The organism is Nocardiopsis sp. iso_25 (assembly GCF_056173305.1).
Genome location: NZ_CM149667.1, coordinates 2,970,708 through 2,994,059 on the forward strand (window position 1 = coordinate 2,970,708; position 23,352 = coordinate 2,994,059).

Below are 23,352 nucleotides of genomic sequence, written 5' to 3' on the forward strand. Positions count from 1 at the left end.
CGGCTCGCGGACGCGGCGGGCGAGAGCCCTTCGCGCCTCGTCCGTGGCCAAGGCCCGCAGGGGAGCGACCGGGCCGAACGGGTACCCGGCGAGGCCGTCCGTGCCGGGCCCGCCGATCCCGACGACGGTGGCCGCGGCCCCTCGGCGCGGTGGGTGCCGACCGTCGGAGGGGCCAGCCGCAGGGCCCGCCCCCGGCGGGCGGGGAACGCTACGGGGGGAGCGGCCCCGTCCGGGGAGCGGGCAGCGGCGAGGGGCGCACACCGGTGTCCACGCCGGGCGACCACAGCACCGACACCGGTTCCGGGTCGTCCACGCGCACACCCGCCGCCCGGAGCAGGTCGCCCTCATAGGCCCAGGAGTGCGCGCGGAACAGCGGCCAGCGCGGATGGTCCACCCCGATCCACCACGTGCGTCCCGCGCGTCGCGTGTGCAGGCCCCAGCGCGCGGTCACGAACCGCTCCAGCCGGGACTCGCGCTCCACCCGCTCGCCCACGGTCGCCCGCCACCGCCCCCGGGCCCCGCCCAGGGGAAGGCGGCGGCGCACCGCGCCCGCGCGCACGCCGTCGCCGCCCGCGTACAGGGACACGTCCGACCACATGTACGGCACGCCGACCAGGGCTCTGGCGGCCAGGACGTTGTGCGCGGAGTCGGCGTCCATGGACAGGAAGACCACGCCCCGGCGGCCGTACCCGTCCACCGAGTACAGGCGCACGTTGACCTCGCCGAACCCGCCCACGGGGATCCCGGCGGCCGTGGTGAAGGGCACGCGGAAGGCCACGAACCCGACGTAGGTGGTCCCGCCCAGCACGTCGGGCCGGGTGTGTTCGGGCAGCAGCGGCGCCACGCGTTCGGGAGGGACGGCCCAGTGCGCGAAGAGGACGTCGTACCAGCCCTGGTGGAACGGCGCGGGCCCCGGCAGGGGCGGCGGGTCCGGGTCCAGGGGCGGCAGCCGCCGCCGGTCCGCGCGCGCTGGCTTCTTCCGCACCGGACCTCCCGCTCCGCCGGGGCGTGGACCGCGCCCGTGTCGTGGCCGAGCCTACGCCTGTGCCATCCGCGCCGGGACGCGGCCCCGTCTGCGGACTGCGGTCCTTCGGTAGCCGTCGGAACCGAGGAGCCGAAACCGCGCCAGTGCGGCCGGAACCCGATCCCCTCGCGCCCGGGGCCGTTCCGCCCCCGCGAGGCGGCCCCTCACCGCGGGCACCCCCGAACACGGGTCCGCCCGCCCCGCGCGGAGCGGGACGGGCGGACGGCAGAGCCGGTTCCGGTCACTCCAGGGAGTCCTTGAGCTTGTCCACGAACCCCTCGCCCTTGGTGGCCTTGGACGGGCCCTTGACCGAGCCCTCACCGCTGGGGCCGCCGTCGGTCCCGTACAGCGCCGGGTCCGGGGGCGGCGCGGAGGCCGGGCCGCCGAGCGGCTGGGGCTGGTCGAGGTAGCGCAGCTCGTGGCGGCCGTCCGGGGCGGGCCGGTGCGACCAGCCGCCGTTGGCGGCCGCCGTGCCGTCCGACAGGCCCCAGATCGTGTTGGCGTGCTCCTGGTTCTCCTCGTCGAAGAGCGCGTCGGGCGCGATCTCGCCCTCCATGCCGTCCTCCTGGAGCTCCTCGATCGCGGCCAGCCACATGTTCTGGTGCACGGTGTCGCGGGCCAGGTTGAACTGGAGCATGGCCTTGACGCCGGGGTCGTCGGTCATGTTGTACAGGCGCGCGGTCTGGAGCCTGCCCTGGGCCTCGGCCGCGGCGTTGGCTCGGAAGTCGGCCAGCAGGTTGCCGCTGGCCACGATGTACTTGCCGTTCCAGGGGGTGCCGCCGGAGTCGGCCGGTACGGCGCCGCCACCGGCGACGATGGCCTGTTGCGGATTCATCCCGCCCACGACCGCGGCCACGGCCGGGTCCTTGACGGCCTTGGCCACCGTGGTGGCCGGAGCGCCCTCCAGCAGGCGCGCCACCATCGTGGCGAGCATCTCGACGTGGCCGATCTCCTCGGTGGCCACGTCCATGATCAGGTCCTTGTACTTGCCCTCGACGCGGCAGTTCCACCCCTGGAACAGGTACTGCATGGTGACGGTCATCTCGCCGTAGGCGCCGCCGATGAGCTCCTGGAGCTTGGCCGCGTAGAGCGCGTCGGGAGCCTCGGGCTTGGCCTCGAACTGAAGGTGTTTGGTGTGCCGGAACATGTCCACCTCGTCACTGGGGGATGTGGCCGTCGCACTGCGTGATTCCGACTCCGGCTACCCGGGGCCTCCGGTCGCTAACGGTGGTTGGAGGGGATTTGGCCTTTCCGTGTAGCCGCGCCTGCCGTTCCCGGCCGCTCGGCCGACGCCCCTCCCGCCGGCGGCCCGCCCGTGTCCGCCCGGGTTTGTCGTGCAGGGAGGGGGTAGATGCGGTCCGGAAGCACAGCAGAAGGAAGAGGTGGACATGCTGGAGGCGTTATCTCCCCCCTGGTCCCTGGGGTGGAGCGTCGCGATCTTCGTCCTGGTGGCCGCGGTGACCGTGGTGGCCAGTGTTCGGATGACCTCCCTCGGCGACGTCCTGGCCGACCGCACCGGCTGGGGTGAGGCGGTCTTCGGCGCGGTCTTCTTCGGACTGGCCACGTCCCTGTCGGGGATCGTGATGACCGCGGTCAGCGCCGCCGGGGACCAGCCCGGGCTGGCCTACAGCAACGCGGTCGGGGGCATCGCCGCGCAGACGCTGGCTCTGGCGGTGGCCGACTTCTTCTACCGGCGCGCCAACCTGGAGCACGCCGCCGCCTCGTCGGCGAACCTGCTCTTCTGCTGCCTGCTCATCGGACTGCTGTCCGTGGTCGTGCTCACCGCCCTCGGCCCGGACGTGACGTTCCTGGGGGTGCACCCGGCCTCGCTCGGGATGATCGCCTTCTACATGGGCGGGCTCTGGCTGATCAGGCAGGAGAACGAGCAGCCCATGTGGCGGGCCGTGCGAACCCGGGAGACCGTGGTGGACGTCCCCGACGACGACGGCACCGACGAGGAGGACGGTACCGGCACGGGCGTGCTGTGGGCGCGCTTCCTCGTGGTGGGCGTCGTGGTGGCCGTGGGCGGGTGGGCGCTCGCCGAGGCGGCGGGCGTGATCGTGGAGTCCACCGGGCTCAGCGCCGGACTGGTCGGAGCGGTGGCCATGGGCGCGGTGAACGCCATCCCCGAGACGGTCGCGGCGGTCGCCGCGGTCCGGCGGGGCGCGATGACCCTGGCGGTGTCCGCCATCATCGGCGGCAACAGCCTGGACGCGCTCAACGTGGCGGTGGGTGACGCCTTCTACCGCGGGGGTTCGCTGTACCACGCGGCCACGGCCGACGAACTCTTCCTCACCGTCGGCGCGCTGCTGATGACCGTGGTCCTGCTCGCCGGGCTCATCATCCGCCAGGCGAAGGGGTGGGGCCGGATCGGCTTCGAGGGCGTGCTGCTGATCGTGCTCTACCTGGGGATCGTCAGCGTGCTCACGTTCTGACGCCGACCGCGCCCCCGGGGCGGGCCCCGGGCTTCGCTCCGAGCGGGACGCCCTCCGACGCCGGTGGCGCGGGGCGCCTTCTGAACGGTGTCGCTTCTGAACGGGGCGGCTCCTGCGGCGCGGGCCCCGGGGTCCCCTTTCAGCCCACCCGGTGCAGTCGGACCCCGTCCAGGCGTCCGTCCTCGGCCGCCAGCGTCATGTACGTGTGGTGGGGCTGGCGCCGCCGGTCGGTGGGGGAGCCCGGGTTGAGCAGGCGCAGACCGGAAGGGGCCGTGGTGTCCCAGGGGATGTGGGAGTGCCCGAACACCAGCACGTCGCAGTCGGGGAAGCGCTCCTGGCAGCGCTTCTCGCGCCCGCGCGCGTCGCCGGTCTCGTGCACGACCGCGAAGCGCACCCCGCCGAGCGTTGCGCGGGCGACCTCGGGCAGCCGCGCGCGCAGGTCGGCGCCGTCGTTGTTGCCGTGGACGCCGACCAGGAGTGCGGCCCGCGCGTCGAGGCGTTCCACGCTGGCCAGGTCGCACCAGTCCCCGGCGTGGATCACCGCGTCGGCCCGGTCGACCTCGCGCCAGACCTGTTCGGGCAGGTCACGGGCGCGGCGCGGGATGTGGGTGTCGGACACGATCAGTACGCGCATGCGCGCAAGCGTAGGCGACGCGGGTGTCGGTCGCGTGCCTCCACGCGCGGGTCGGCTGGGGAGGAGGCCTCGCAGGGGCGTGGCGGGGACCGGTCACGCTCCGGTGCGCGGGTCGGCCGGTGAGGCTTCATCGCCGGAGCGCCGCGGGGGCCGGGCGTGCTCCGGCGCGCGGGTCGGGACCACGTGTCGCGGACCCGCGCGCGGGTCACTCGTCGGCGCCGAGGGAGTTGTACCCCTTGGCCCGCTCCTGGCCCGACAGTGCGTGGATGGAGTCCATGATCCGGTCGGTGATCTCCCGGCGCGCCTTGCCCGGGGCGAGGTGGTCGTAGCCGGTGGAGAAGTCCAGCGGTTCGCCGAAGCGGATGCTGTAGGGGTGCGGGCGCGGCATGGACGCACCGACCGGCTGCACGCCCTGGGTCCCCGCCACCGCCACCGGTACGACCGGGGCCTTGGACTCCATCGCCAGATGGGCCACGCCGGTGCGCCCCCGGTACAGGCGTCCGTCCCGCGAGCGGGTGCCCTCGGGGTAGATCACGCAGGCCTCGCCCTCGTTCAGGCGCTCCAGCATCATCTCCAGGGACAGCATGGCCCCGCGCGCGTCGCGGCGCTGCACCGGCATGGCGCCCAGGGAGGAGAACACGGTCTTGGTGACGCGCCCCTTGACGCCGGTCCCCTCGAAGTAGTCGGACTTGGCCAGGAACCGCACCCGGCGCTGGGTGACCGACAGCGGGATGATCACGCTGTCGATGAAGGACAGGTGGTTGCTGGCCAGCAGGACCGCTCCGTCGGCGGGGACGTTCTCACGGCCCTCGACGGTCGGACGGCACAGGGTACGGGCGAGTACCGATACCGTCTGCCGCAACGCACCGTAGAACACGTGTTCTCCCTCACCAATGGTCGGTTGACGGAGTCCAATGTAAGGCCGACCCGTGGGTAACAACGGGTCGGCCACGAGGAGAGTGTCCCAGGTCACCATGGTCGGAGGGCGGGCGGAACAGGCCCGTGACGTGCGGATTCCCCACGGGGTCAGGCGACGCGGCGCCACTCGGCGTTGGCCCCGCACACCACCAGGCACGGCCGCTCGCCGGGGACGCGCCCCGCCAGCCAGGCGGCGAAGGGCACGGCCGCGGCCGGTTCGGTGGCGATGCGGAACTCCTCCCAGAGCCGGTCCTGGGCCCGCAGGATCTCGGCGTCGCTCACCAGGGCCCGGGTCACCGGGTGGGCGCTCAGCACCTCGAAGGGGACCCGTCCCAGGGTGGCCGCGCCCAGCGCGGAGGAGGCCACCGAGTCCACGGGAGTCTGCACGGGGTGCCCGGCGGCCATCGCGGCGTGCATGCTCGCGCAGCCCTCGGGTTCGGCGCCCACGACCTCGCGCCCCTCCGCGCCCAGGCGCACCCCGGCCGCCAGTCCGCCGCCGCCCACCGCGACGGCGATGGTGTCGCACTCGGGCGCGTCGGCGGCGATCTCCAGTCCGATCGTGCCCTGACCGGCCACGACGAGGGCGTCGTCGAAGGCGTGCAGGTAGCGCACCCCCTCGGCCTCGGCGCGGGTGCGGGCCGCCTCGGCGGCCACCGCGTAGTGCTCTCCCACCCTGACGATCTCGGCGCCGGTGGCGGCCAGCGGCGCCGCCTTGGCCTCGGGGATCGACTCGGGGACGTAGACCGTCGCGCGCACGCCCAGCAGGCGGGCGGCGGTGGCCACCCCCAGGCCGTGGTTGCCGCCGGAGGCGGTGATCACCCGGTCGGTGTCCTCCCCGCCCAGCAGGGCGTTGAGGGCACCGCGCAGCTTGAACGCCCCGGTGAGCTGGAGGTGCTCCAGCTTGAGCGTCAGCGGACGCCCGTCCACCTCGGCGTGTATGACCGGGGTGCGGCGGGCGTAGGGGGCGATGCGTTCGGCGGCGGCACGGACGTCGGTGGCCGTGGGCGCGGCGTGCGCGGTCGTGGTGCTCATACAGCCCACTGTGCCCGTACCGGCCATTAACTTAAAGTTGGGTCTGCTAAAGATCGTTAAGCGAAACTTTGTACCTGACTTTGTGTGGAAGGAGGCTCGCCGTGCTGGACGCCAACCGGGTGCGGGTGCTCGTGGAGATCGCGCACGCGGGGTCGATCGCCGCGGCCGCCGAGCGCCTGTCCTTCACCCCGCCCGCCCTGTCCCAGCAGCTCACCAAGCTGGAGCGCGAGGTCGGCTGCACCCTGGTCGAACGCGGCCGCACCGGGGCCACCCTCACCGAGGCGGGCCGGGTCCTGCTCGAACACGGCGAGCGGGTGCTGGGGGAGCTGCGCGACGCCGAGGCCGCCGTGCGCGCCGTGGCGGGCGAGTCCCCCGACCGCCTGTCCCTGGGGGCCTTCGCCAGCGCGGGCAAGGTCCTGCTGCCCGCGACCCTGGCCGCCTTCGGGCGCCAGCACCCCCAGGTGCGGCTGTCGCTGTCCGACATCGAGCCCCCGGGCGGGTACGGCCTGGTCGCCTCCGGCGACCTGGACCTGCTCCTGACCCACCGCTACCCGGGCGTGCCCCTGCCGCGCGCCGGGGGCCTGCACCGCGAACGCGTTCTGGTGGACCCGCTGCTGGTGGTCGTGCCCGAGGGCCACGCCCTGGCCGACCGCGAGGTGGCGCTGGCCGACCTGGCGGGCGAGGAGTGGATCTGCGGGGCCCCGGGCATCTACAACCGGATCAGCCTGGACACCGCCGCCGCTGCCGCCGGGGTGCGCCTGAACGTGGCCTACGAGACCCGCGACTACGAGGTGGCCCTGGCCCTGGTCGAGGCCGGGGTGGGGGTGGCCCTGGTCCCGCTGAGCATCCTGCGCTCGGACCGCCGTGGCGGCTGGGTCAGCCGCCCGCTGCGCGGCACCCGTCTGGCCCGCGAGATCTACGCCGTCCACCGGCGCCGCCCGCCCGAGCCCGTCCCGGCGATGGTCGAACTCCTGCGCGGCGTCGCCTCCCGCGTGCTCGGCGGAGCCGGGAACGCGGGCGGGCCGGACGCGGGCGGGGGAGCGGATGGACAGGGCCCCGGCGGTTCTCACAGCGGAGGGGAACCCGGCGGGCTGGGCGCGTTCCAGCGGTAGAGCAGCGCCAGCAGCCGCACGGTGAAGCACAGCACCGCCCCCACCACGGCGATCCAGCCCCAGGTCAGGCCCGCCCAGTACGCGACGGCGACCAAGCCCGCGCCCAGCAGGGCGGGGACGGCGTACAGGCGAGAGTTGGCGCTCAGCACCGTCGGCACCCGGTTCAGCAGGACGTCGCGGATCGTGCCGCCGCCCACCCCGGTGACGACGCCGAGCAGGGTGGCCTGGAGCGGACCGAAACCCAGCTCCAGGGCCTTGGTCGCCCCGATCACCGCGAACAGGCTCAGCCCGGCCGCGTCGAAGACGAGGATGGGCCGGTTCAGGTGGGTGAGCTGCCTGCTGAGGAAGAACGCGGCGGTCGCGCCCAGCAGCGCCGTGCAGATGTAACGCCAGTCCTGGAAGGTCGCGGGGGTCACGCCGAGCAGCAAGTCGCGGATGACGCCGCCGCCCAGGGCGGTCACCACGCCCAGGGCCAGGACGCCGACGATGTCCAGGCGCGCGGTGCGGATACCGGTCAGCGCACCGTCGACGGCGAAGGCGAGGATGCCGACGAGGTCCAGGACGAGGATCAGGGTCTGCGTGGACATGCGCGTGCGCCGGGGACGGCGGTTCCTTTCGGACAGGGCGGCGCCCAAAGGGCCGATCGGCCATTCCACCACGTCCGGGACGGGTGTGACGCGCGCGGGCGCTGTGACGCGCCGCACCGGGTCGTTCCGCCGCCCGGGGCGGCCCGGACCGCGGCGCGCACGGCCGCGACCAGGGCACCGTCCCCCCGGCCCGGACCGGGCCGCGCGAACCCGGAGAATGACGGCGTGTCGGGACTTCCCCGGAACACGGGCAGGCGACACCATCGGGGGTGACCGGGACCCTGGCGGAACGAGGACACATGCAACACATGGACGCGATCGTCATCGGAATGGGGCCGGGCGGTGAGACCGTCGCGGGCAGGCTGCTCGCCGCCGGCAAGCGCGTGGCGGTGGTCGAGCGCGAACTCATCGGCGGCGAGTGCGGCTACTGGGCCTGCATCCCCACCAAGGTGCTGCTGCGCCCGCCGGAGGTGCGCCAGGAGGCCGACGGCGCCGCCGGTGTCTCCCGGCCGGACCTGCGCTGGCCGGAGCTGCGCGACTACCGGGACCAGATGATCCGCCACCTGGACGACTCCGCGCAGGTCCAGGGGTACCGGGACCAGGGCGCCCTGGTCCTGCGCGGCGAGGGGCGCGTCATCGGCCGCGACCCGTGGCGGGTGGCGGTGGGCGACACCGAGGTCACCGCCGACCACGTCGTCGTGGCCACCGGCTCGGAGGCGGTGCGCCCGCCGATCGAGGGGCTGGACGACCTGGACCCCTCCGTGGTGTGGACCAACCGCGAGGCCACCACCCTCACCGACGTGCCCGGCCGGGCCGTCGTGGTCGGCGGCAGCGCCGTGGGGGTGGAGCTGGGCCAGTTCCTGGCCCGGATGGGCTCCCAGGTCACCCTGGTCCAGCGCGGCCCGCGCCTGGTGAACCGCGAGGAACCCCGCTTGTGCGAGCTGATCAGCGACCAGTTCGACCGCGACGGCGTCACCGTGCACCTGAACACCCAGGTCTCCGCGGTGTCCCGGGACGGCGACGGCATCCGCGCGACCCTGGACAACGGCGAACACGTGGAGGCGGACGTGGTCGTGCTCGCCACCGGCCGCCGCCCGCGCGGCGGCGGCCTGGGGCTGGAGGAGCTCGGGGTGGAGCTGGACCACTCCGGTCTGCGCGTGGACGAGCGCTGCCGCGCGGCGCCCGGGCTGTGGGGTGTCGGCGACGCCACCGGCCGGGCCCTGTTCACGCACGTGGCCAAGTACCAGGGGCGCGTGGTCGCCGACAACATCCTGGGCACCGACCGGGCCGCCGACTACACCGGCGTGCCGCGCGTGGTCTTCTCCTACCCCGAGATCGCCGGGGTGGGGCTGACCGAGGCCGAGGCGCGGGAACAGGGGATCGACACGGCCACCGCCGAGGCCGACCTGCCCCAGACCCTGGCCCGGCCCTGGACCTACGACACCGACCCGCGCGGCACCCTGGGCCTGGTCGCCGACCGCCGCCGGGGGGTGCTGGTGGGCGCGTGGGCGTTCTCCCCGATGGCCTCGGAGTGGATCCACACCGCGGCGCTGGCGATCCGCACCGGCCTGCCGGTCGCGGCGCTGCTCGACTCGATCCCGCAGTTCCCCACGTACAACGAGGCCTACCTCATCGCCCTGGAGAACCTGAAGATGTGAGGCGGCGGCACCGGCGTCCGGCGGGGCGGCCGGACGCCGCCCGGCCTCCGCGCCCCTGATGCCCCGGCACGCGGACGCCCCGGGGGAGAGGGCGGGGGCGGCCGGTGTCCGAGGCGCCGACCTCTCCGGAGGCGGAACGCATCGGGGCGCGGGCGCGCCCGGCGGGGAGGTCAGGCCCTCCCCGCCAGGGCGGCCTCCTCCTCGGCCTCCACACCGCGGTTCCACTCGGCCTTGCTCGACTGCCAGCCGTCCTCGTCGCGGCCCAGGCGCCAGTAGCCCGACACCGACAGTTGCTCCTTGGGCAGGCCGTGCTCGACGCGCAGCAGACGGCGCAGGTCGCGGACGAAGGCGGCCTCGCCGTGCACGAACGCGTGGACGCGTCCCGCGGGGAAGTCGAGGGCGCGCACGGCGGGGACCAGGACCGAGCCCACGGCCTCGTCCCCCCGGTGCAGCCAGTGCACGTGGACGCCCGAGCCGCCCTCCAGCTTCAGCTCGTCCTCCGGGCCGCCGACCTCGACGAACACGTGGGCGGCGGCGTCCGGGGCCAGCGCCTGCACGGCGGCGGCGATGGCGGGCAGGGCGCTCTCGTCCCCGGCCAGCAGGTGCCAGTCGGCGCCGGTGTCGGGGGAGTAGGCGCCGCCGGGGCCCATCAGGCGCAGCCGGTCGCCCGGCCTGGCGCCGGCCGCCCACACCCCGGCCAGCCCGGTGCCGCCGTGGTGGACGAAGTCGAGGGTGAGCCGCCGGGCCTCGGCGTCCCAGTCGCGCACGGTGTAGGTACGGGTGACCGGCCACTCCTCGCGGGGGCGTTCGGCGCGCACGCGCTCCAGGTCGAAGGGTTCGGTGTCGCCGGGCGCGGGCGGCGGGAAGAGCAGCTTGACGTAGCTGTCGGTGTGCCCGTCGGTGGAGAACGCGTCCAGGCCCTCCCCGCCCAGGACGACCCTGACCATGTGCGGGGTGATCTGCTCGACCGCCTCGACCCTTCCGGTGTGGACGGTCCTGGCCCGTCCCTGCCGCTGTGCCACGGCGCCCTCTTTCTTCCGGGGTGAGTTAGGTAAACCTAAGTGGGACTTACCGTAAGGCACAGTGACGCACCAGGGCAAAACCTACGCCCTGGTGGAACCCGAATCAGGAACCAGCATCACGTCGCGCCCCGTCGGGCGGCTGCGGCAGCCCGCCCCGGGGCGGGACCGGCTCGCGCGTGCGGAGTGGTCGCGGTGGGGAGCGCCTCCCGCCCGCTTACGGGACCGGCTCGCGCGTGCGGGGCGGTCGGATCGGGCCCGGAGCCCGCGCCTGCGACCCCGGGCCCGTTTTCGCTGCGGGCGGTCGACCGCGCCGAGCGGGATCGCGCCCGCCGGGGGCGATCCCGCTGCCAGGGCCACCGCCGACACCGACAGCGACGCCGGTAGCGAGATCACCGTGGGCGACCCCGCTGTCACGGCGCAGTGCGGGCGTGCGCCCTCAGGCGGCGTCGGGGCGGTCCTTGCCCGGGGCGCGGTCGGCCAGGGTGAACACCGCGTGCAGTCGCCGGTCGTCCTCGGGAGCCCCCGCCCGCAGGGCCGCCAGCCAGGCCGCCGCGCCCGCCGTGCACCCTGCCGTGGCGACCTGAGCCCCCGCCGCGCACAGCGCCAGCTTGCGGGTGAGCGCCGTGCGCACCGGTTCGGACCGCGAGAGCACCCCGCCCGCCAGCACCACCGGCAGGCTCTCCCCGGGAGAGCGCACCTGGTGCACCGAGTGCGCCAGGTGACCCGCGGCGGCCTCCACGATCACCTCGGCTGCCGGATCGCCCTGCGCATGGGCATCGCTGACCAGGGGGGCCAGCGCGGCCAGCGTGACCGGGGCGGCCGTGGTCAGGAGCCGGGCGAAGTTGCGGGCGTGCTCCTCGGGCAGGTGTTCCTCCCCTCCCGAGGGGCGCTGGCCCGGAATGACCCGCTTGGCCACCGCGCGCGCCAGCGGACTCAGTTCCCCGCCCCGGGACAGCTGCCGCGCCGTCTCCCGTGCCGCCTGGTGCCCGATCCAGAACCCCGACCCCTCGTCGCCGATCAGCCACCCCATGCCGTCCGCGGAACGGGTCCGCCTGCGCTCCTCGACCCGGGTGGCGATCGCCCCGGTCCCCGCGATCAGCACCGTTCCGTCGGGCCCCGGTGTGCCCGAGGCGAAGGCCACCTCGTCGTCGCCGGTGAACGCCGTGTTCTCCGGAGCCAGTCCCGCTCCGGCCAGGGCCCGCTCCAGGCACGCGCGCACCTCGTCGTCGCGCAGCGCGGTCACCCCCGCCAGGCCGACCACGCCGAAGGCCACGGCCCCGCGCGCCCGCGGCCCGGCCGCGTCGAGCGCACCCGACACCGCCTCGGCCAGCCGCTCGGCGGCCCGCTCCGCGCCGTGGGCGTTGGGGTTGGCGCCCCCGGCCCGGGCCTCGCCCAGCCGCTCTCCGGAAAGGGTGGCCACCAGCGCCCGGGTGGCGGTGCCCCCGGCGTCCACCCCCAGGACGAGTCCGCGCCGGTCGCCCGACTGGTCGGATCGGGCACGGGAAGAAGAGGAGATCGTACGTGTCACAGGGGAGAGGTGCCCCGTGGCACCGCGTATTACTCGTCACGGCGGCCGGTCCGCCTCGTCCGGTCCACCTCGCCCCGGCGACCGGGTCCGCGCCGCGCACGCGCAGGAGGCCGTCCGCCGCAGCGGCCGCGCACAGGGGAGCGGGCGCCCGCGATGCGGACGCGGAGGAGGCGGGCGGCGCGCCGGGAAATCCACTGGCGTCCTCCCCACGGCGGCTGAGAGGCTCGGTGCCATGACAGGAGCGCCACAGCACGACCCCTCCCGCCGCGACGACGCCCCCGCGTGGACCGTGCGCGAGGGTACGGAAAAGGACCACCCCGAGGCCGTCAGGGTCTTCTGCGAGGCCCTCAACCTCTCCGCCCGGGAGATCCTGGACAACGAACGCGACCACCCCACCACCGAGCACGACCGCACCCTGCTCGCCGTGGACGGCGACCGCGTCGTCGGCACCGCCCTGTCCAACGGTTTCGAGATGACCATGCCCGGCGGGCCCCGCCCGGTGGCCGGGGTGACCGGCGTGGGAGTGTGGCCCACCTATCGCCGCCGCGGCGTCCTCAGCGCTCTCATGCGCCGCCAGCTCGCCGACGTCCGGGACCGGGGCGAGAAACTCTCCACGTTGTGGGCCTCCGAGGGCGGCATCTACGCCCGCTTCGGCTACGGCCTGGCCTTCCGCGAGACCAACGCGACCCTCCAGCGCGCCCACGCCCGCCTGCGCCCCGACGCGCCCCGGGACCCCTCCCTCACCCTCGAACTGGCCGAGGCCGCCGAGGTCCGCCAGGAGGTGGAGCGGGTGTACCGCGAGGCGCTGCCCCAACGGGCGGGCCAGCTCGCCCGCGACGAGCACTGGTGGAGCCTGATGCTCCAGGACAAGGAGGCCGGCGGGCCCGGACGACTGCGCGCGGCCCTGGCGCGCGGCCCCGACGGACCCTGCGGCTACGCGCTGTACCGCGTCGTCAACCGCTGGGAGGACGGTCTTCCCTCGGGGCGGGTGGTGGTGCGCGAGCTGGCCTCCGTCTCCACCGCCGCCCGGGTCGCCCTCTACGAACACCTCCTGGACCGCGACCTGACCAGCGAGGCGGTCTTCGAGAAACTGCCCGAGGACGACCCCCTCACCGTCCTGCTGGCCGACCCCCGGCGCCTGGTCCGGCGGGACTTCGACGCCCTGTGGGTGCGCCTGGTGGACCTGCCCGGCGCCCTGTCCGACCGCCCCTACGCCGCCCCGGTGGACACGGTGCTGGAGGTCGCCGACCGCTACGCCCCCTGGAACGCCGGGCGCTGGCGCCTGGAGGCGGACACCGGCGGCGCCCGCGTGAGCCCGACCGAGGCCGCCCCCGACCTCGCCCTGGACGCCTCCCACCTGGGCGCGGCCTACCTCGGCAGACGCACGCTGAGCGCCTTCGCGGACGCGGGACTGCTCACCGAGCACACCCCCGGCGCTGCTGCCCGCCTGGACACCGCCCTGCACGCGCCGCGCGCGCCCTTCTGCGGCACCGACTTCTGAGGAACCGGCCTTCTGAGGGCCCGGCCTCGCGCCTCCGCCCATGGTGCGCGGGGCACACGGTCCCCTGCGTCCGCTGTCACGCGGGCATCGGTCAGCTCCATACGGCGGGGGCCCGGGGCCTCAGCGGTCCCAGGGAGCCCCAGTGGTCTCAGGGGTTCCCAATGGCCCTCGGGAGCCCCAGTGGCCACAGGCACCCCAAGGACCCCGATGCGTTCCCAGGGCCCGCTGGTAGCATGACGGCCATGGAGCTCATCGAGGTCGACAGACTCTAGCCACCGAACCGCCGGTGGCCTTCACCCGCGAGGGCGCGTACCGCGCCCCGGTGAACGACCTCGACCTCGTCGGGGGCGCTCTGTCCGCGTACGCCCAGCGGCGTCGTGGCCCGCTCCCCGACCCGGTCCGTTCCGGCGCGTTCTGACGCCGACCACCGATCGCGCCCCCGTGCGCGCGGTGACGTCCGCCCCGCATCCGGGAGCGCAGACGATCGGCACCTCTTCCGCCTGCGCGTGGCGACGGCCCGGGAAGTCGTCAAGGACTCCCGCCTCGTCCCCGTACGCGCGGTGACGCCGATCCGCCCGCTCCCGCGGCCCGCCACGGCTCGAACACGCACCCGCCCGGCACAGCCCCGTCGGCGTTCGCGTGTTCCCCCGCCAACGACCCCGCCCCGCGGCCCGACCACGCTGGTCGCCCGCCGCCGGGCACGAGGAGAGCTCCCAGCATGTCCACCAAGTCCGCCGTCACACTCACCGACCTCACCTTCGCCTGGCCGGACGGCACGGTCGCCATCGACCGCGTGAGCGGCACCCTCACGACCGGGCGCACCGGACTCGTCGGCCGCAACGGCGCGGGCAAGTCCACCCTGCTGCGCCTGATCGCCGGTCTCCTGCGCCCCACATCGGGGCGCGTCGACGCGGTCGGCGACGTCGGCTACCTCCCGCAGAACCTGACCCTGGGAACGGACGCGACGGTCGCCGAACTGCTCGGCATCGACGCCACCCTCGCCGCGCTCCGCGCGATCGAGGCGGGCGACGCCGACGAACGCCACTTCGACGCGGTCGGCGACGACTGGGACATCGAGGCGCGCGCCGACGAGGCCCTGCACGAGATCGGGTTCACCGCCGCCGACCTCGACCGCCGCGTCGCGCAGGTCTCCGGCGGTGAGGCGGTCCTCATCGCCGTCACCGGCATGCGCCTGCGTCGCACCCCGATCACCCTGCTCGACGAGCCCACCAACAACCTCGACCGGCCCACCCGGGCCAGGCTCGCCGCGTTCGTCGACACCTGGCCCGGCACCCTCGTCGTCGTCAGCCACGACCTCGAACTGCTCGAACACATGGACAGCACCGCCGAACTCCACGCCGGGAGCCTGGACGTGTTCGGCGGCCCCTACAGCGCCTGGAAGGAGCACCTCGAACAGGAGCAGGCCGCCGCCGTCCAGGCGGCCCGGTCCGCCCAGCAGGCCCTCAAGGTCGAGAAGCGCCAGCGCGTGGAGGCCGAGACCAAGCTCGCCCGCCGCGAGCGCACGGCCAGGAAGACGCAGAAGGACGGCGGCATCCCCAAGATCCTCGCGGGAAACCGGGCCAGCAAGGCGCAGGCCTCGGCCGGGGCGATGCGCTCGACCCTCGACGACAAGGTCCAGGCCGCGCAGGCCGCGGTCGACGCCGCCGACGCGCGCGTACGCGAGGACGAGCACATCCGCCTCACACTGCCCGATCCGGACGTGCCGCGCGGACGCCGCCTGGCCGAGTTCCACGCCCGGGGCCGCACCGTCGTGGTCCAGGGGCCCGAACGCGTCGCCCTGGTCGGCCCCAACGGAGCCGGTAAGTCGACCCTGCTCCAGCAGCTCGTCCACGGCGGCTCCCCGGCCCCCGGCCGCGCGCACGGCACGCTCCTCACCGCCCGGGTGGGCTACCTGCCCCAGCGCCTGGACGGCCTGGACGACGCCGCGAGCGCGCTGGAGAACGTGCGGGCGGTCGCCCCCGGCACGCCGCCGGGCGAGGTCCGCAACCAGCTCGCCCGCCTGCTGCTGCGCGGGGACGGCGTCGACCGCCCCGTCGCCACGCTCTCCGGCGGCGAGCGGTTCCGCGTCTGCCTCGCCACGCTGCTCCTGGCGGAGCCGCCCGCGCAGCTGCTCGTCCTGGACGAGCCGACGAACAACCTCGACACCTCCAGCGTCGAGCAGCTCGCCGAGGCCCTCGACGCCTACCGCGGCGCGCTCCTGGTCGTCAGCCACGACCACGGGTTCCTGCGCAGGCTCGGGATCGACACCGTCCTGGAGATCGACCGGGAGGGAGGCCTGCGCCAGCGCGCCGAACTGGGGGACTGATGCCGACCGGTGCCCGCCGGGGAGGAACCCGGCGGGCACCGGCGGCGCTCCTGCCGTCTCCGCTCCGGGCTACCCGGCGTCGCGGGTCCACCGCCCCATGGCGGGCCACTCCCTGTCGGGGTCGTGCACGGGCGTGAACCCGCACCGGAGGAAGAACTCCACCCTGCCCTCGGCGCCCTCGCCCTCCTCGGGCAGCAGGAACACCCACTCGACCCCGGCCGCGCGGGCCCGGTCCACGAACCCCTCCAACAGGCCCCTGCCGACCCCGAGCCGTCTCCACCCCGGGTCCACCACCACCGCCAGCACGTACCCGTGCGGCGGCGGTGCCGGGCTCCCCGACCCCTCGTAGACGCCGTCCAGCACGCCCTCCACCCACCCCACCACCGCGCCGTCCGCCTCCGCGACGAGCACCACCATGTCCTCGGGCAGCAGCGAGGCCGGGTAGCCCTTCTTGTCCAGGTGCGGTGAGGCGCGGCCGATCAGGGCGGCGATGCCCGGGCCGTCCCCGGGGCGGGCGGAGCGCAACAGCATGGCAGCACCGTAGTACCGGCCGCGGTCGGCCACCAGTGCACGCACCGGAGGCGTCGGGAACCCACGAGGAACGCGTCCCCGCGCCCGCACGGACGTCATCGGACCCGCCCCGCACTGCGAAAAGGAGTGGCACGCCCTCCGGTGGAGTCCGTACGTTGTGGCTCTGGCCCTCCGGGCCCTGTGCGCCGTGCGCCCCGCGCCGGAAGCCACGGGCACGCTCCCCGGGACTGGAGCCCGGGTCTGGGCCATATGTCCGGAACATGCCAGTATCGCCCTGAACATGAAGTGGAACCCGGGCCCGTCCCGCCCTCGCCGCGAGTGCGCCGGTTCCCGGTTCGAAGAGTGGAGGAACGCACACGTGAACGCCGGAGGGGACGTCACCCCGACCGAATGGACCGTACGGGGAACCGACCGCGACGAGTACGCCGAGGTGATGCGCGTCGTCGGTGAGGCGCTGCTGTCCTCGGACCCGCCCGAGGACCGCGAGCCCTTCCTGCGCCCCCTCCTGGACGCCGAGGGCTACGACCGGGTTTTGGTCGCCGTGGACGGGGACGAGATCGTGGGCGCGGTCAACGACTTCGCCTTCGAGATGGCCCTGCCCGGCGGCCCGCGCCCGGTGGCCGGGGTGACCGGCGTGGGCGTGTGGCCCACGTACCGCCGCCGCGGAGTGCTCAGCGCGCTCATGCGCCGCCAGCTCGCCGACATCCACGCGCGCGGAGAACACTACGCCGCGCTGTGGGCCTCCGAAGGCGCCATCTACGGCCGGTTCGGCTACGGCCCGGCGGTCACCGAGATGGAGACCGCCGTCCGCCAGCCCCACGCCCGCCTGCGCGCCGACGCGCCCCGCGACCCCGCTCTGCGGGTCCGCCTGGCCGACCCCGGGCAGGTGCGCCCGGACCTGGAGCGCGTCCACCGCGAGGTCGCCGCCGTCCAGGTCGGCCAGTTCCAGCGCGCCGCCCACTGGTGGGACCGGGCTCTGCGCGACCAGGTCCAGTTCCGCGAGGGCCGCGGTCCGCTGCGGGCCGCTGTGGTCAGCGGCCCCGACGGACCGCTCGGCTACGCGCTCTACCGCACCCGCAACAGGTGGGAGCGCGACGGCTCGCGCGGAGAGGTGTACGTCAAGGAGATCACCGCCACGACCCCGGCCGCCTGGACCGCCCTGTACGAGCACCTGTTCAACCGCGACCTGGTCACCGAGATCACCTTCGACTTCCTGGCCGTGGACGACCCGCTGCACCGCCTGCTCGTGGACAGCGGCCGGGCGGCGCCCACGCTCTACACCTCCCTGTGGGTGCGGCTGGTGGACGTGCCCGGGGCCCTGTCCGAGCGCTCCTACACCGCGCCGGTGGAGGCGGTCCTGGAGGTCGCTGACCGGTTCGCCCCCTGGAACGCCGGACGCTGGCACGTCAAGGCCGACACCGGCGGCGCCCGCGTGGAGGCCACCGACGCCGCCCCCGACGTCAGCCTGGACGTGTCGCACCTGGGCGCCGCCCACCTGGGCCAGACCACCCTGGACGGCTACCTGCGCGCGGGCCTGATCACCGAGCACACCCCGGGAACGGTGGAGCGCCTGGACGCGGCCCTGCGCCGCTCCCGCGCGCCCTTCTGCGGTCTGATCTTCTGATCCCCGCGGGCCGCCGGTCTCCCGGAGCGCCGGTGCGCCGGGGCCCGGCACCCGTGCACCGGTAACGGCCTTGACCTCCGCGTTCCGGCGGCGGTGGAGGCCAGAGCCGTGCGCCGGTGACGCCTCCGGACCGCGTTGGGAACCGGAGGCGCCGAACGCCAGCGGCCCGGCCCCGCCCACCGGCGGGGCCGCACCCGCGTCCTCAGCCGTTCAGCACCTCAGCCCTTGAGCGCCTTGACCAGCCGGTCCACGTCGGACTCGTCGTTGTAAAGGTGGAACGCCGCGCGCATCCGCCCGTTGCGGGCCGCCGTGACGATCCCCGCCTCGGCCACCCGCTCCACCGCTCCCTCGGGCACCGGGACCGACACGATCGCCGACCCGGCGGGCTCCATGTCCATGGCCTCGCGGAAGCGGTCGCCCAGGGCCGCGTCGTGCTCGCGGACGACCTCCACCCCCACCTCCTCCACCAGGGACAGGGTCTCCTCCAGCCCGACCCACGCCCCCCACACCGGCGCCAGGTCCAGGCGCCGCGCGCCCTCGGCCAGCCGCAGCGGGCCGCCGTAGAGCGACTTCCAGGGCTCGTGCGCCCCGTACCAGTTCGCGGCGAGCGGGGAGAGTTCGGCCAGCGCCTCCTCGGTGCCGGTGAGCAGTGCCGAACCGCGCGGGCCCAGCAGCCACTTGTACGTGGCGCACACCGTGTAGTCGACCCGGTCCACGGGCAGCGGCAGCCACCCGGCGGCCTGGGTGGTGTCCAGCAGCAGCCGCGCCCCGTGGTCGGCGCAGGCCGCGATCAGGTCCTCCACGGGGGCGATCGCGCCGTCGGCGGACTGCACGGCCGAGACCGCCACCAGGTCGGTGTCCGGGCCCACCCGCGAGGCCAGGTCGGCCAGGGGCACCTCGCGCACGCTGATCCCCGCGTCCGCCCTGGCCATGAAGGGGTGGACGACCGAGCTGAACTCGTCGGCCGCCGTCAGCACCCGCGCGCCCGGGGCCAGGCTGGCGGCGACGGTGCCCACGAACTGTGAGGCGTGGCTGCCGATGGCCACATCAGCGGGGGACAACCCGTTCAGGCGCGCGTAGGCGGAGCGGGCGCGCTCGATGCCCGCGTCGGCCGCGCCCGGCTGGAACCGGCCCGCGGCCACGTCGCGGGTGTGCTGGTCCAGGGCCCGCAGCGCCCGCCGGGGCGTCAGGCCGTGCGTGGCGGTGTTGAGGTAGGTGTTCTCGGCAGCGAACTCCTGCTGCGCGGCCCGCAGGCGGGCCCGTCCGGCTTCGTCCATGCCCCTGATGCTCACAGCGCGGCGGGGGCCGCTCAAGGTCCATTCCGGCCGGGAAAGGACTGCATTTCGCGGCGTGGGCCGAACCTTCGGGCCGCCCTCCGTGCCCGAAGGCGGACCGCCTCCCGCCGGGGGAGGGTCCCGGGGGCGGACTGCTCTTCGCGCCGCCGGAGCAGCCGAACGGAGGGGCGCGGACCGTCTTCCGCGCCGGACGGCGCTCGGAGTGGTCGGAGCGGACCGTGCGGCCCCTCTTCCAGCCCCCGGCGACCTCGGATCTCAGATACGGAACTTGGCCTCGGCCTCGGTGGAGCCCGCCATGAGCTTGTTGAGCAGGCGCACGAGTTCCTGGCGCTCGTCGGGTTCCAGCGCCTCGGCCCAGGCGCTCTCGCGCCGGTTGTGCGCCCGGAAACCGCCGAGGATCGCCCGGTACCCGGCCTCGGTGAGGCTGAGCTGGAGGGCGCGCCGGTCGTGGGCGGCGCGCTCGCGCACGATGAGCCCGTCGCGTTCGAGGGTGTTGAGCAGCGCGGACAGCGCGGCCCGGCTCATTCCCGAGATCTCGGCGGTGGTCTTGGCCTCCATGGGACCGGCCAGCCACAGCGCGAAGATCACCCGGAACCCGGGCCAGGTGAGACCGCGCGGGCGGTGCACGGACGACTCCAGGTCGTAGATGACCATGCTCGTCGCCCGGTTGAGGGTCAGGACCATCCGCATGGCGTCGGCGTTCACGGAGGGCAGTTCCTGCTCGGCCTTCCGCACCGCGTAGTCCACGAAGGACCAGAAGGTGAGTTCGGGGGCGGTGTCGTGGGTCACGTCGGTCAGCCTAGTGCCTGATCTCCCGCCGGGACCGGTCGAGTCCGGCCCCGCGCGTCCGCGCCGGTCGGCGGACGGCCGTCCCCGGTTCCGGCGCACAGCGGGCGGCCCGGCGTACGCGTCGGCACCGGTCGGAGCCGCCGCGGCACCGCGTACCCCCCGCCGCGACCGCGGGCGCGAACCGCCAGGTGGGAGGTCGGCGGGCATAACCGACCCCGTCGTATCATGTGATCTGTATCACTCAGTAGTGGGCTCCGGGCCTCTTGGTCCTGTGGCGCGGAGCACGTTATGGTCAGGATCATCAAACCTTTGATCAATTGGGCGGCGGCAGCCGTCCGGAGCGAGTGAAGGGCCCCGACCATGGCAGCCAAGCCGTTCGCCTCATCCGCCGACACCGAGGCCAAGGAGCAGACCCTGGAGGTCCTGGCCGACGGCGTCTACGCCCTCACCGCCGAGGGCGACCCGAACGTGGGCGCCATCGAGGGCGAGGACTTCCTCGTGGCCTTCGAGGCCCTGGCCACGCCCGCCGCCGCGGGGGAGTGGCTCGCCAAGCTGCGCGAGCACACCGACAAGCCGATCCGCTACCTGGTGCTCTCGCACTACCACGCGGTCCGCGTCCTGGGCGCCAGCGCCTTCGACGCCGAGATCATCCTGACCCACGAGAAGACCCACGAACTCATCCGCGAGCGCGGCAAGGAGGACTGGGCCAGCGAGTTCGCCCGCATGCCGCGCCTGGCCAAGGACGCCGACTCCGTGCCCGGGCTGACCTGGCCCACCCAGACCTTCGCCGACCGCACCACCATCGACCTGGGCGGCGACCGCGGCGAGCTGGTCCTCCAGTACTTCGGCCGCGGCCACACCGAGGGCGACATCGTCGCCTGGCTGCCCAAGCAGAAGATCCTCTTCGCCGGGGACCTCGTCGAGGCCCAGGCCGCCCTCTACACCGGCGACGCCTTCCACCGCGACTGGGCCGGGGCCACCCTGGACGGCGTCAAGTCCCTGGAGGCCGAGATGCTCGTCGGCGGACGCGGCGCGGTCAGCCGCGGCCGCGAGGAGGTCGACGCCGCCATCGAGCAGACCCGCGGCTTCCTCGACGTCATGATCCGCGAGGTCGGCGCCGTCCACGGACGCGGCGGCACCCTCAAGGAGGCCTTCGAGGCCACCCACGCCGCCCTCGTCGGCGACTACGGCCACTGGCCCATCTTCGAGCACTGCCTGCCCTTCGACGTCTCCCGCCTGTGGGACGAGTTCTCCGGCATCGAGCGCCCGGTCATCTGGACCGCCGAGCGCGACCGCGAGGTCTGGGACCAGCTCCAGGGCTGACCCGCCGCGGCCGACCCGCCGCCCCGCCCGCCGACTCCCGATCCCTTCCACGCCCGTACGGGGCGTCCACGCCGAACGGAGCCACCAGATGCGACCCCCCGCTCCACGCACTCCCGCGGACACCGCCGCCGAACCCGTCCTGGTGCTCGGCGCGGGCCCGGTCGGCCAGACCGCGGCCCTGCTGCTGGCCCGGCGGGGCGTCCCCGTACTGCTCATGGACGCACGGCCCGAACGCGACGCCGTCGGCTCCAAGGCCATCTGCCAGCAGCGCGACGTGCTCGACGTCTGGGACTGGCTCGGCGCCGGACAGGTCGCCGAGGAGGGGCTGACCTGGGACACCGCCCGCACCTTCTACCGCGACAGCGAGCTGTTCAGCGTCCGCCTCCCCGACCCGGGAGCCTCGCCCCTGCCGCCGTTCGTCAACATCTCCCAGTCCCGCACCGAACAGGTCCTCGACGAGCGCCTGGCCGCCGCCGGGGTGCGCACCCTGTGGAACCACCGGGTCACCGGCCTCTCCCAGGACGAGCGCGGCGTCACCGTCGAGTGCCGCACGCCGGACGGCCCCGTCCGCCTGCGCGGCTCCCACGCCCTGTCCTGCCTCGGCGCCCACGGCGGGGTGGTCCGCGAGGCCCTGGGCCTGTCCTTCGACGGCACCACCTTCGACGACCGCTTCCTCATCTGCGACATCCGCGCCGACCTGGCCGGATGGGAGCGCGAACGCCGCTTCTACTTCGACCCCGAGTGGAACCCCGGGCGCCAGGTGCTCATCCACCCCTGCCCCGGCTCGGTGTACCGCATCGACTGGCAGGTGCCCTCCGACTTCGACCTCGACGCCGAGGAGGCCAGCGGCCGACTGGAGGCCCGCATCCGCCAGATCATCGGGGAGCGGCCCTACGAGATCGTCTGGCACTCGGTCTACCGGTTCCACACCCGCGTGGCCGAACGCATGCGCGCGGGCCGCGTCCTGCTGCTCGGCGACAACGCCCACCTGGTCGCCCCCTTCGGCGCACGCGGCCTCAACTCCGGGGTCCAGGACGCCGAGAACGCCGCCTGGAAGCTCGCCTACGTCCTGGCCGGATGGGCGGGCGAGGAACTCCTGGAGAGCTACCACGCCGAGCGCCACGCCGCCGCCCTGGAGAACGCCGACGTCACCAGCGCCACCATGCGCTTCCTCGTCCCCCGGGACGAGGAGGAGCACCGCACCCGACTGGCCGTGCTCGAAGCGGCCCTCACCGAGGAGGCGGCCCGCGCCCGGGTCGACTCCGGGCGCCTGGCCGAACCCTTCTGGTACACCGACTCGTCCCTGACCACCCCCTGCCCCGAACGGCCCTTCGGCGGCAGGCCCCCGCGCGGCCGGGCCCCCGCCCCCTGCCCCGGGGTGGTCCTGCCCGACGCACCCGTGGACCTGCCCGGCGCCGACGCCCCCGCGCGCCTGCGCCCCCTGCTGCGCGAGGGCCTGACCCTGCTGGTGGGCGCCGCACCCGAGGGCGCCGACCCCGACGCGTTCCTGGAGGGCGTGCGCGCCGCCGCGCGCGGGGCCACCCCGGCGCCGGTCACCGCCCTGTACCTGGACCGGATCGACACCACCGGCGCGCTGACCAGGGCGCTGGCCCCCGAACCGGGACAGGTGTGGCTGGTGCGCCCCGATGCCCACGTCGCCGCCGTCGTCGCGGGCGCCGACCCCGTCGCCGTGCGCGCGGCCGTGCGCACCGCGCTGGGGTTCGCCCCGGTCCCGACGGTGCCCGCTCCGACGTCCGGCGCGTCCGACGCGAACGCGGCCAGCGGGGCGAACGAGCGATCCGACGCGAACGCGCCGGGCGGCGCGGGCGGCGAGCCCGTCTCGTCCACCGCGACCGACCGGCCCGCCACCGCGCCCGCACCGGGCGGCGCGGGCGGCCCGGCCGCCGACAGGACTTCCGACCACAGGGCCTCCGCCGCCACGGACCGCCCCGCAGGCGCCGCCCCCGACCCGCGCGGCGACGAGCCCGCCCCGACCGCCTGACCCGGACCCAC

19 protein-coding genes are annotated in these 23,352 nt (G+C 74.9%); 8 read left to right on the forward strand and 11 right to left on the reverse strand.

Annotation, left to right across the window (positions count from 1 at the left end; all coding sequences use genetic code 11):
• Positions 1 to 208 precede the first annotated feature (208 nt).
• On the reverse strand, positions 209 to 985 hold the full coding sequence (locus AC0VX6_RS12845; protein ID WP_274977752.1) for a YqjF family protein: 777 nt from the start codon (positions 983 to 985) through the stop codon (positions 209 to 211).
• 280 nt (positions 986 to 1,265) lie between these two features.
• A complete protein-coding gene (locus AC0VX6_RS12850; protein WP_274977753.1) occupies positions 1,266 to 2,171 on the reverse strand; it encodes a manganese catalase in 906 nt (301 codons plus the stop codon).
• Between the two features lie 241 nt (positions 2,172 to 2,412).
• Between AC0VX6_RS12850 and AC0VX6_RS12855 the strand changes: the two genes are divergently transcribed.
• Positions 2,413 to 3,459 (forward strand): sodium:calcium antiporter, encoded by a 1,047-nt coding sequence (locus AC0VX6_RS12855; protein ID WP_274977754.1) that lies wholly within the window; start codon positions 2,413 to 2,415, stop codon positions 3,457 to 3,459.
• Positions 3,460 to 3,598: 139 nt separating this feature from the next.
• Here AC0VX6_RS12855 and AC0VX6_RS12860 read toward each other — a convergent pair whose 3' ends face one another.
• From AC0VX6_RS12860 to AC0VX6_RS12870, 3 genes are all read right to left on the reverse strand, one after another.
• Complete coding sequence (locus AC0VX6_RS12860) at positions 3,599 to 4,093, reverse strand: metallophosphoesterase family protein (protein WP_274977755.1); 495 nt, start codon at positions 4,091 to 4,093, stop codon at positions 3,599 to 3,601.
• A 205-nt stretch (positions 4,094 to 4,298) separates the two neighbouring features.
• Positions 4,299 to 4,970 (reverse strand): lysophospholipid acyltransferase family protein, encoded by a 672-nt coding sequence (locus AC0VX6_RS12865; protein WP_274977756.1) that lies wholly within the window; start codon positions 4,968 to 4,970, stop codon positions 4,299 to 4,301.
• A 149-nt stretch (positions 4,971 to 5,119) separates the two neighbouring features.
• Positions 5,120 to 6,043 (reverse strand): serine/threonine dehydratase, encoded by a 924-nt coding sequence (locus tag AC0VX6_RS12870; RefSeq protein WP_475468837.1) that lies wholly within the window; start codon positions 6,041 to 6,043, stop codon positions 5,120 to 5,122.
• A 101-nt stretch (positions 6,044 to 6,144) separates the two neighbouring features.
• Between AC0VX6_RS12870 and AC0VX6_RS12875 the strand changes: the two genes are divergently transcribed.
• Positions 6,145 to 7,155 (forward strand): LysR family transcriptional regulator, encoded by a 1,011-nt coding sequence (locus AC0VX6_RS12875; protein WP_475468839.1) that lies wholly within the window; start codon positions 6,145 to 6,147, stop codon positions 7,153 to 7,155.
• Here AC0VX6_RS12875 and AC0VX6_RS12880 read toward each other — a convergent pair.
• Positions 7,110 to 7,742 (reverse strand): trimeric intracellular cation channel family protein, encoded by a 633-nt coding sequence (locus tag AC0VX6_RS12880; RefSeq protein ID WP_248770255.1) that lies wholly within the window; start codon positions 7,740 to 7,742, stop codon positions 7,110 to 7,112. The two genes, AC0VX6_RS12875 and AC0VX6_RS12880, sit on opposite strands and share 46 nt — an antisense overlap.
• Before the next feature lie 299 nt (positions 7,743 to 8,041).
• On the opposite strand from AC0VX6_RS12880, the gene AC0VX6_RS12885 reads away from it, so the two are divergent.
• Entirely contained in the window at positions 8,042 to 9,400 is a 1,359-nt protein-coding gene (locus AC0VX6_RS12885; RefSeq protein WP_475468840.1) for a dihydrolipoyl dehydrogenase family protein, read from the forward strand.
• Between the two features lie 170 nt (positions 9,401 to 9,570).
• Here AC0VX6_RS12885 and AC0VX6_RS12890 read toward each other — a convergent pair whose 3' ends face one another.
• Complete coding sequence (locus AC0VX6_RS12890) at positions 9,571 to 10,422, reverse strand: siderophore-interacting protein (protein WP_274977760.1); 852 nt, start codon at positions 10,420 to 10,422, stop codon at positions 9,571 to 9,573.
• A gap of 436 nt (positions 10,423 to 10,858) precedes the next feature.
• Positions 10,859 to 11,875 (reverse strand): N-acetylglucosamine kinase, encoded by a 1,017-nt coding sequence (locus tag AC0VX6_RS12895; RefSeq protein WP_475469327.1) that lies wholly within the window; start codon positions 11,873 to 11,875, stop codon positions 10,859 to 10,861.
• 307 nt (positions 11,876 to 12,182) lie between these two features.
• Between AC0VX6_RS12895 and AC0VX6_RS12900 the strand changes: the two genes are divergently transcribed.
• Both AC0VX6_RS12900 and AC0VX6_RS12905 read left to right on the forward strand, forming a co-directional pair.
• Complete coding sequence (locus tag AC0VX6_RS12900; RefSeq protein ID WP_475468842.1) at positions 12,183 to 13,451, forward strand: GNAT family N-acetyltransferase; 1,269 nt, start codon at positions 12,183 to 12,185, stop codon at positions 13,449 to 13,451.
• 718 nt (positions 13,452 to 14,169) lie between these two features.
• Entirely contained in the window at positions 14,170 to 15,777 is a 1,608-nt protein-coding gene (locus tag AC0VX6_RS12905; RefSeq protein WP_475468844.1) for an ABC-F family ATP-binding cassette domain-containing protein, read from the forward strand.
• A gap of 69 nt (positions 15,778 to 15,846) precedes the next feature.
• Here AC0VX6_RS12905 and AC0VX6_RS12910 read toward each other — a convergent pair whose 3' ends face one another.
• Positions 15,847 to 16,308: a GNAT family N-acetyltransferase gene (locus tag AC0VX6_RS12910; RefSeq protein ID WP_475468846.1), complete on the reverse strand. Its 462-nt coding sequence runs from the start codon at positions 16,306 to 16,308 to the stop codon at positions 15,847 to 15,849.
• Between the two features lie 358 nt (positions 16,309 to 16,666).
• Here AC0VX6_RS12910 and AC0VX6_RS12915 point away from each other — a divergent pair, with 358 nt between their 5' ends.
• Positions 16,667 to 17,932, forward strand: a complete 1,266-nt coding sequence (locus tag AC0VX6_RS12915) for a GNAT family N-acetyltransferase (protein WP_475468848.1) — start codon at positions 16,667 to 16,669, stop codon at positions 17,930 to 17,932.
• A 218-nt stretch (positions 17,933 to 18,150) separates the two neighbouring features.
• Here the strand turns inward: AC0VX6_RS12915 and AC0VX6_RS12920 are convergent, their stop codons facing one another.
• Both AC0VX6_RS12920 and AC0VX6_RS12925 read right to left on the reverse strand, forming a co-directional pair.
• Positions 18,151 to 19,209, reverse strand: coding sequence for an aminotransferase class V-fold PLP-dependent enzyme (locus AC0VX6_RS12920; protein ID WP_475468850.1), 1,059 nt, complete (start codon positions 19,207 to 19,209; stop codon positions 18,151 to 18,153).
• 273 nt (positions 19,210 to 19,482) lie between these two features.
• On the reverse strand, positions 19,483 to 20,016 hold the full coding sequence (locus AC0VX6_RS12925) for a MarR family winged helix-turn-helix transcriptional regulator (RefSeq protein WP_475468852.1): 534 nt from the start codon (positions 20,014 to 20,016) through the stop codon (positions 19,483 to 19,485).
• Positions 20,017 to 20,376: 360 nt separating this feature from the next.
• On the opposite strand from AC0VX6_RS12925, the gene AC0VX6_RS12930 reads away from it, so the two are divergent.
• Together AC0VX6_RS12930 and AC0VX6_RS12935 are read left to right on the forward strand one after the other, a co-directional pair.
• Positions 20,377 to 21,339, forward strand: coding sequence for an MBL fold metallo-hydrolase (locus AC0VX6_RS12930; protein ID WP_475468853.1), 963 nt, complete (start codon positions 20,377 to 20,379; stop codon positions 21,337 to 21,339).
• An 88-nt stretch (positions 21,340 to 21,427) separates the two neighbouring features.
• On the forward strand, positions 21,428 to 23,341 hold the full coding sequence (locus tag AC0VX6_RS12935) for an FAD-dependent monooxygenase (protein WP_475468855.1): 1,914 nt from the start codon (positions 21,428 to 21,430) through the stop codon (positions 23,339 to 23,341).
• Positions 23,342 to 23,352 lie beyond the last annotated feature (11 nt).

Bases quoted from the DNA above. Each gene is read 5' to 3' on its own strand.
- AC0VX6_RS12850 (WP_274977753.1), bottom strand. From the start codon at position 2,171: ATGTTCCGGCACACCAAACACCTTCAGTTCGAGGCCAAGCCCGAGGCT.
- AC0VX6_RS12855 (WP_274977754.1), top strand. From the start codon at position 2,413: ATGCTGGAGGCGTTATCTCCCCCCTGGTCCCTGGGGTGGAGCGTCGCG.
- AC0VX6_RS12860 (WP_274977755.1), bottom strand. From the start codon at position 4,093: ATGCGCGTACTGATCGTGTCCGACACCCACATCCCGCGCCGCGCCCGT.
- AC0VX6_RS12870 (WP_475468837.1), bottom strand. From the start codon at position 6,043: ATGAGCACCACGACCGCGCACGCCGCGCCCACGGCCACCGACGTCCGT.
- AC0VX6_RS12880 (WP_248770255.1), bottom strand. From the start codon at position 7,742: ATGTCCACGCAGACCCTGATCCTCGTCCTGGACCTCGTCGGCATCCTC.
- AC0VX6_RS12885 (WP_475468840.1), top strand. From the start codon at position 8,042: ATGCAACACATGGACGCGATCGTCATCGGAATGGGGCCGGGCGGTGAG.
- AC0VX6_RS12900 (WP_475468842.1), top strand. From the start codon at position 12,183: ATGACAGGAGCGCCACAGCACGACCCCTCCCGCCGCGACGACGCCCCC.
- AC0VX6_RS12905 (WP_475468844.1), top strand. From the start codon at position 14,170: ATGTCCACCAAGTCCGCCGTCACACTCACCGACCTCACCTTCGCCTGG.
- AC0VX6_RS12910 (WP_475468846.1), bottom strand. From the start codon at position 16,308: ATGCTGTTGCGCTCCGCCCGCCCCGGGGACGGCCCGGGCATCGCCGCC.
- AC0VX6_RS12920 (WP_475468850.1), bottom strand. From the start codon at position 19,209: ATGGACGAAGCCGGACGGGCCCGCCTGCGGGCCGCGCAGCAGGAGTTC.
- AC0VX6_RS12930 (WP_475468853.1), top strand. From the start codon at position 20,377: ATGGCAGCCAAGCCGTTCGCCTCATCCGCCGACACCGAGGCCAAGGAG.
- AC0VX6_RS12935 (WP_475468855.1), top strand. From the start codon at position 21,428: ATGCGACCCCCCGCTCCACGCACTCCCGCGGACACCGCCGCCGAACCC.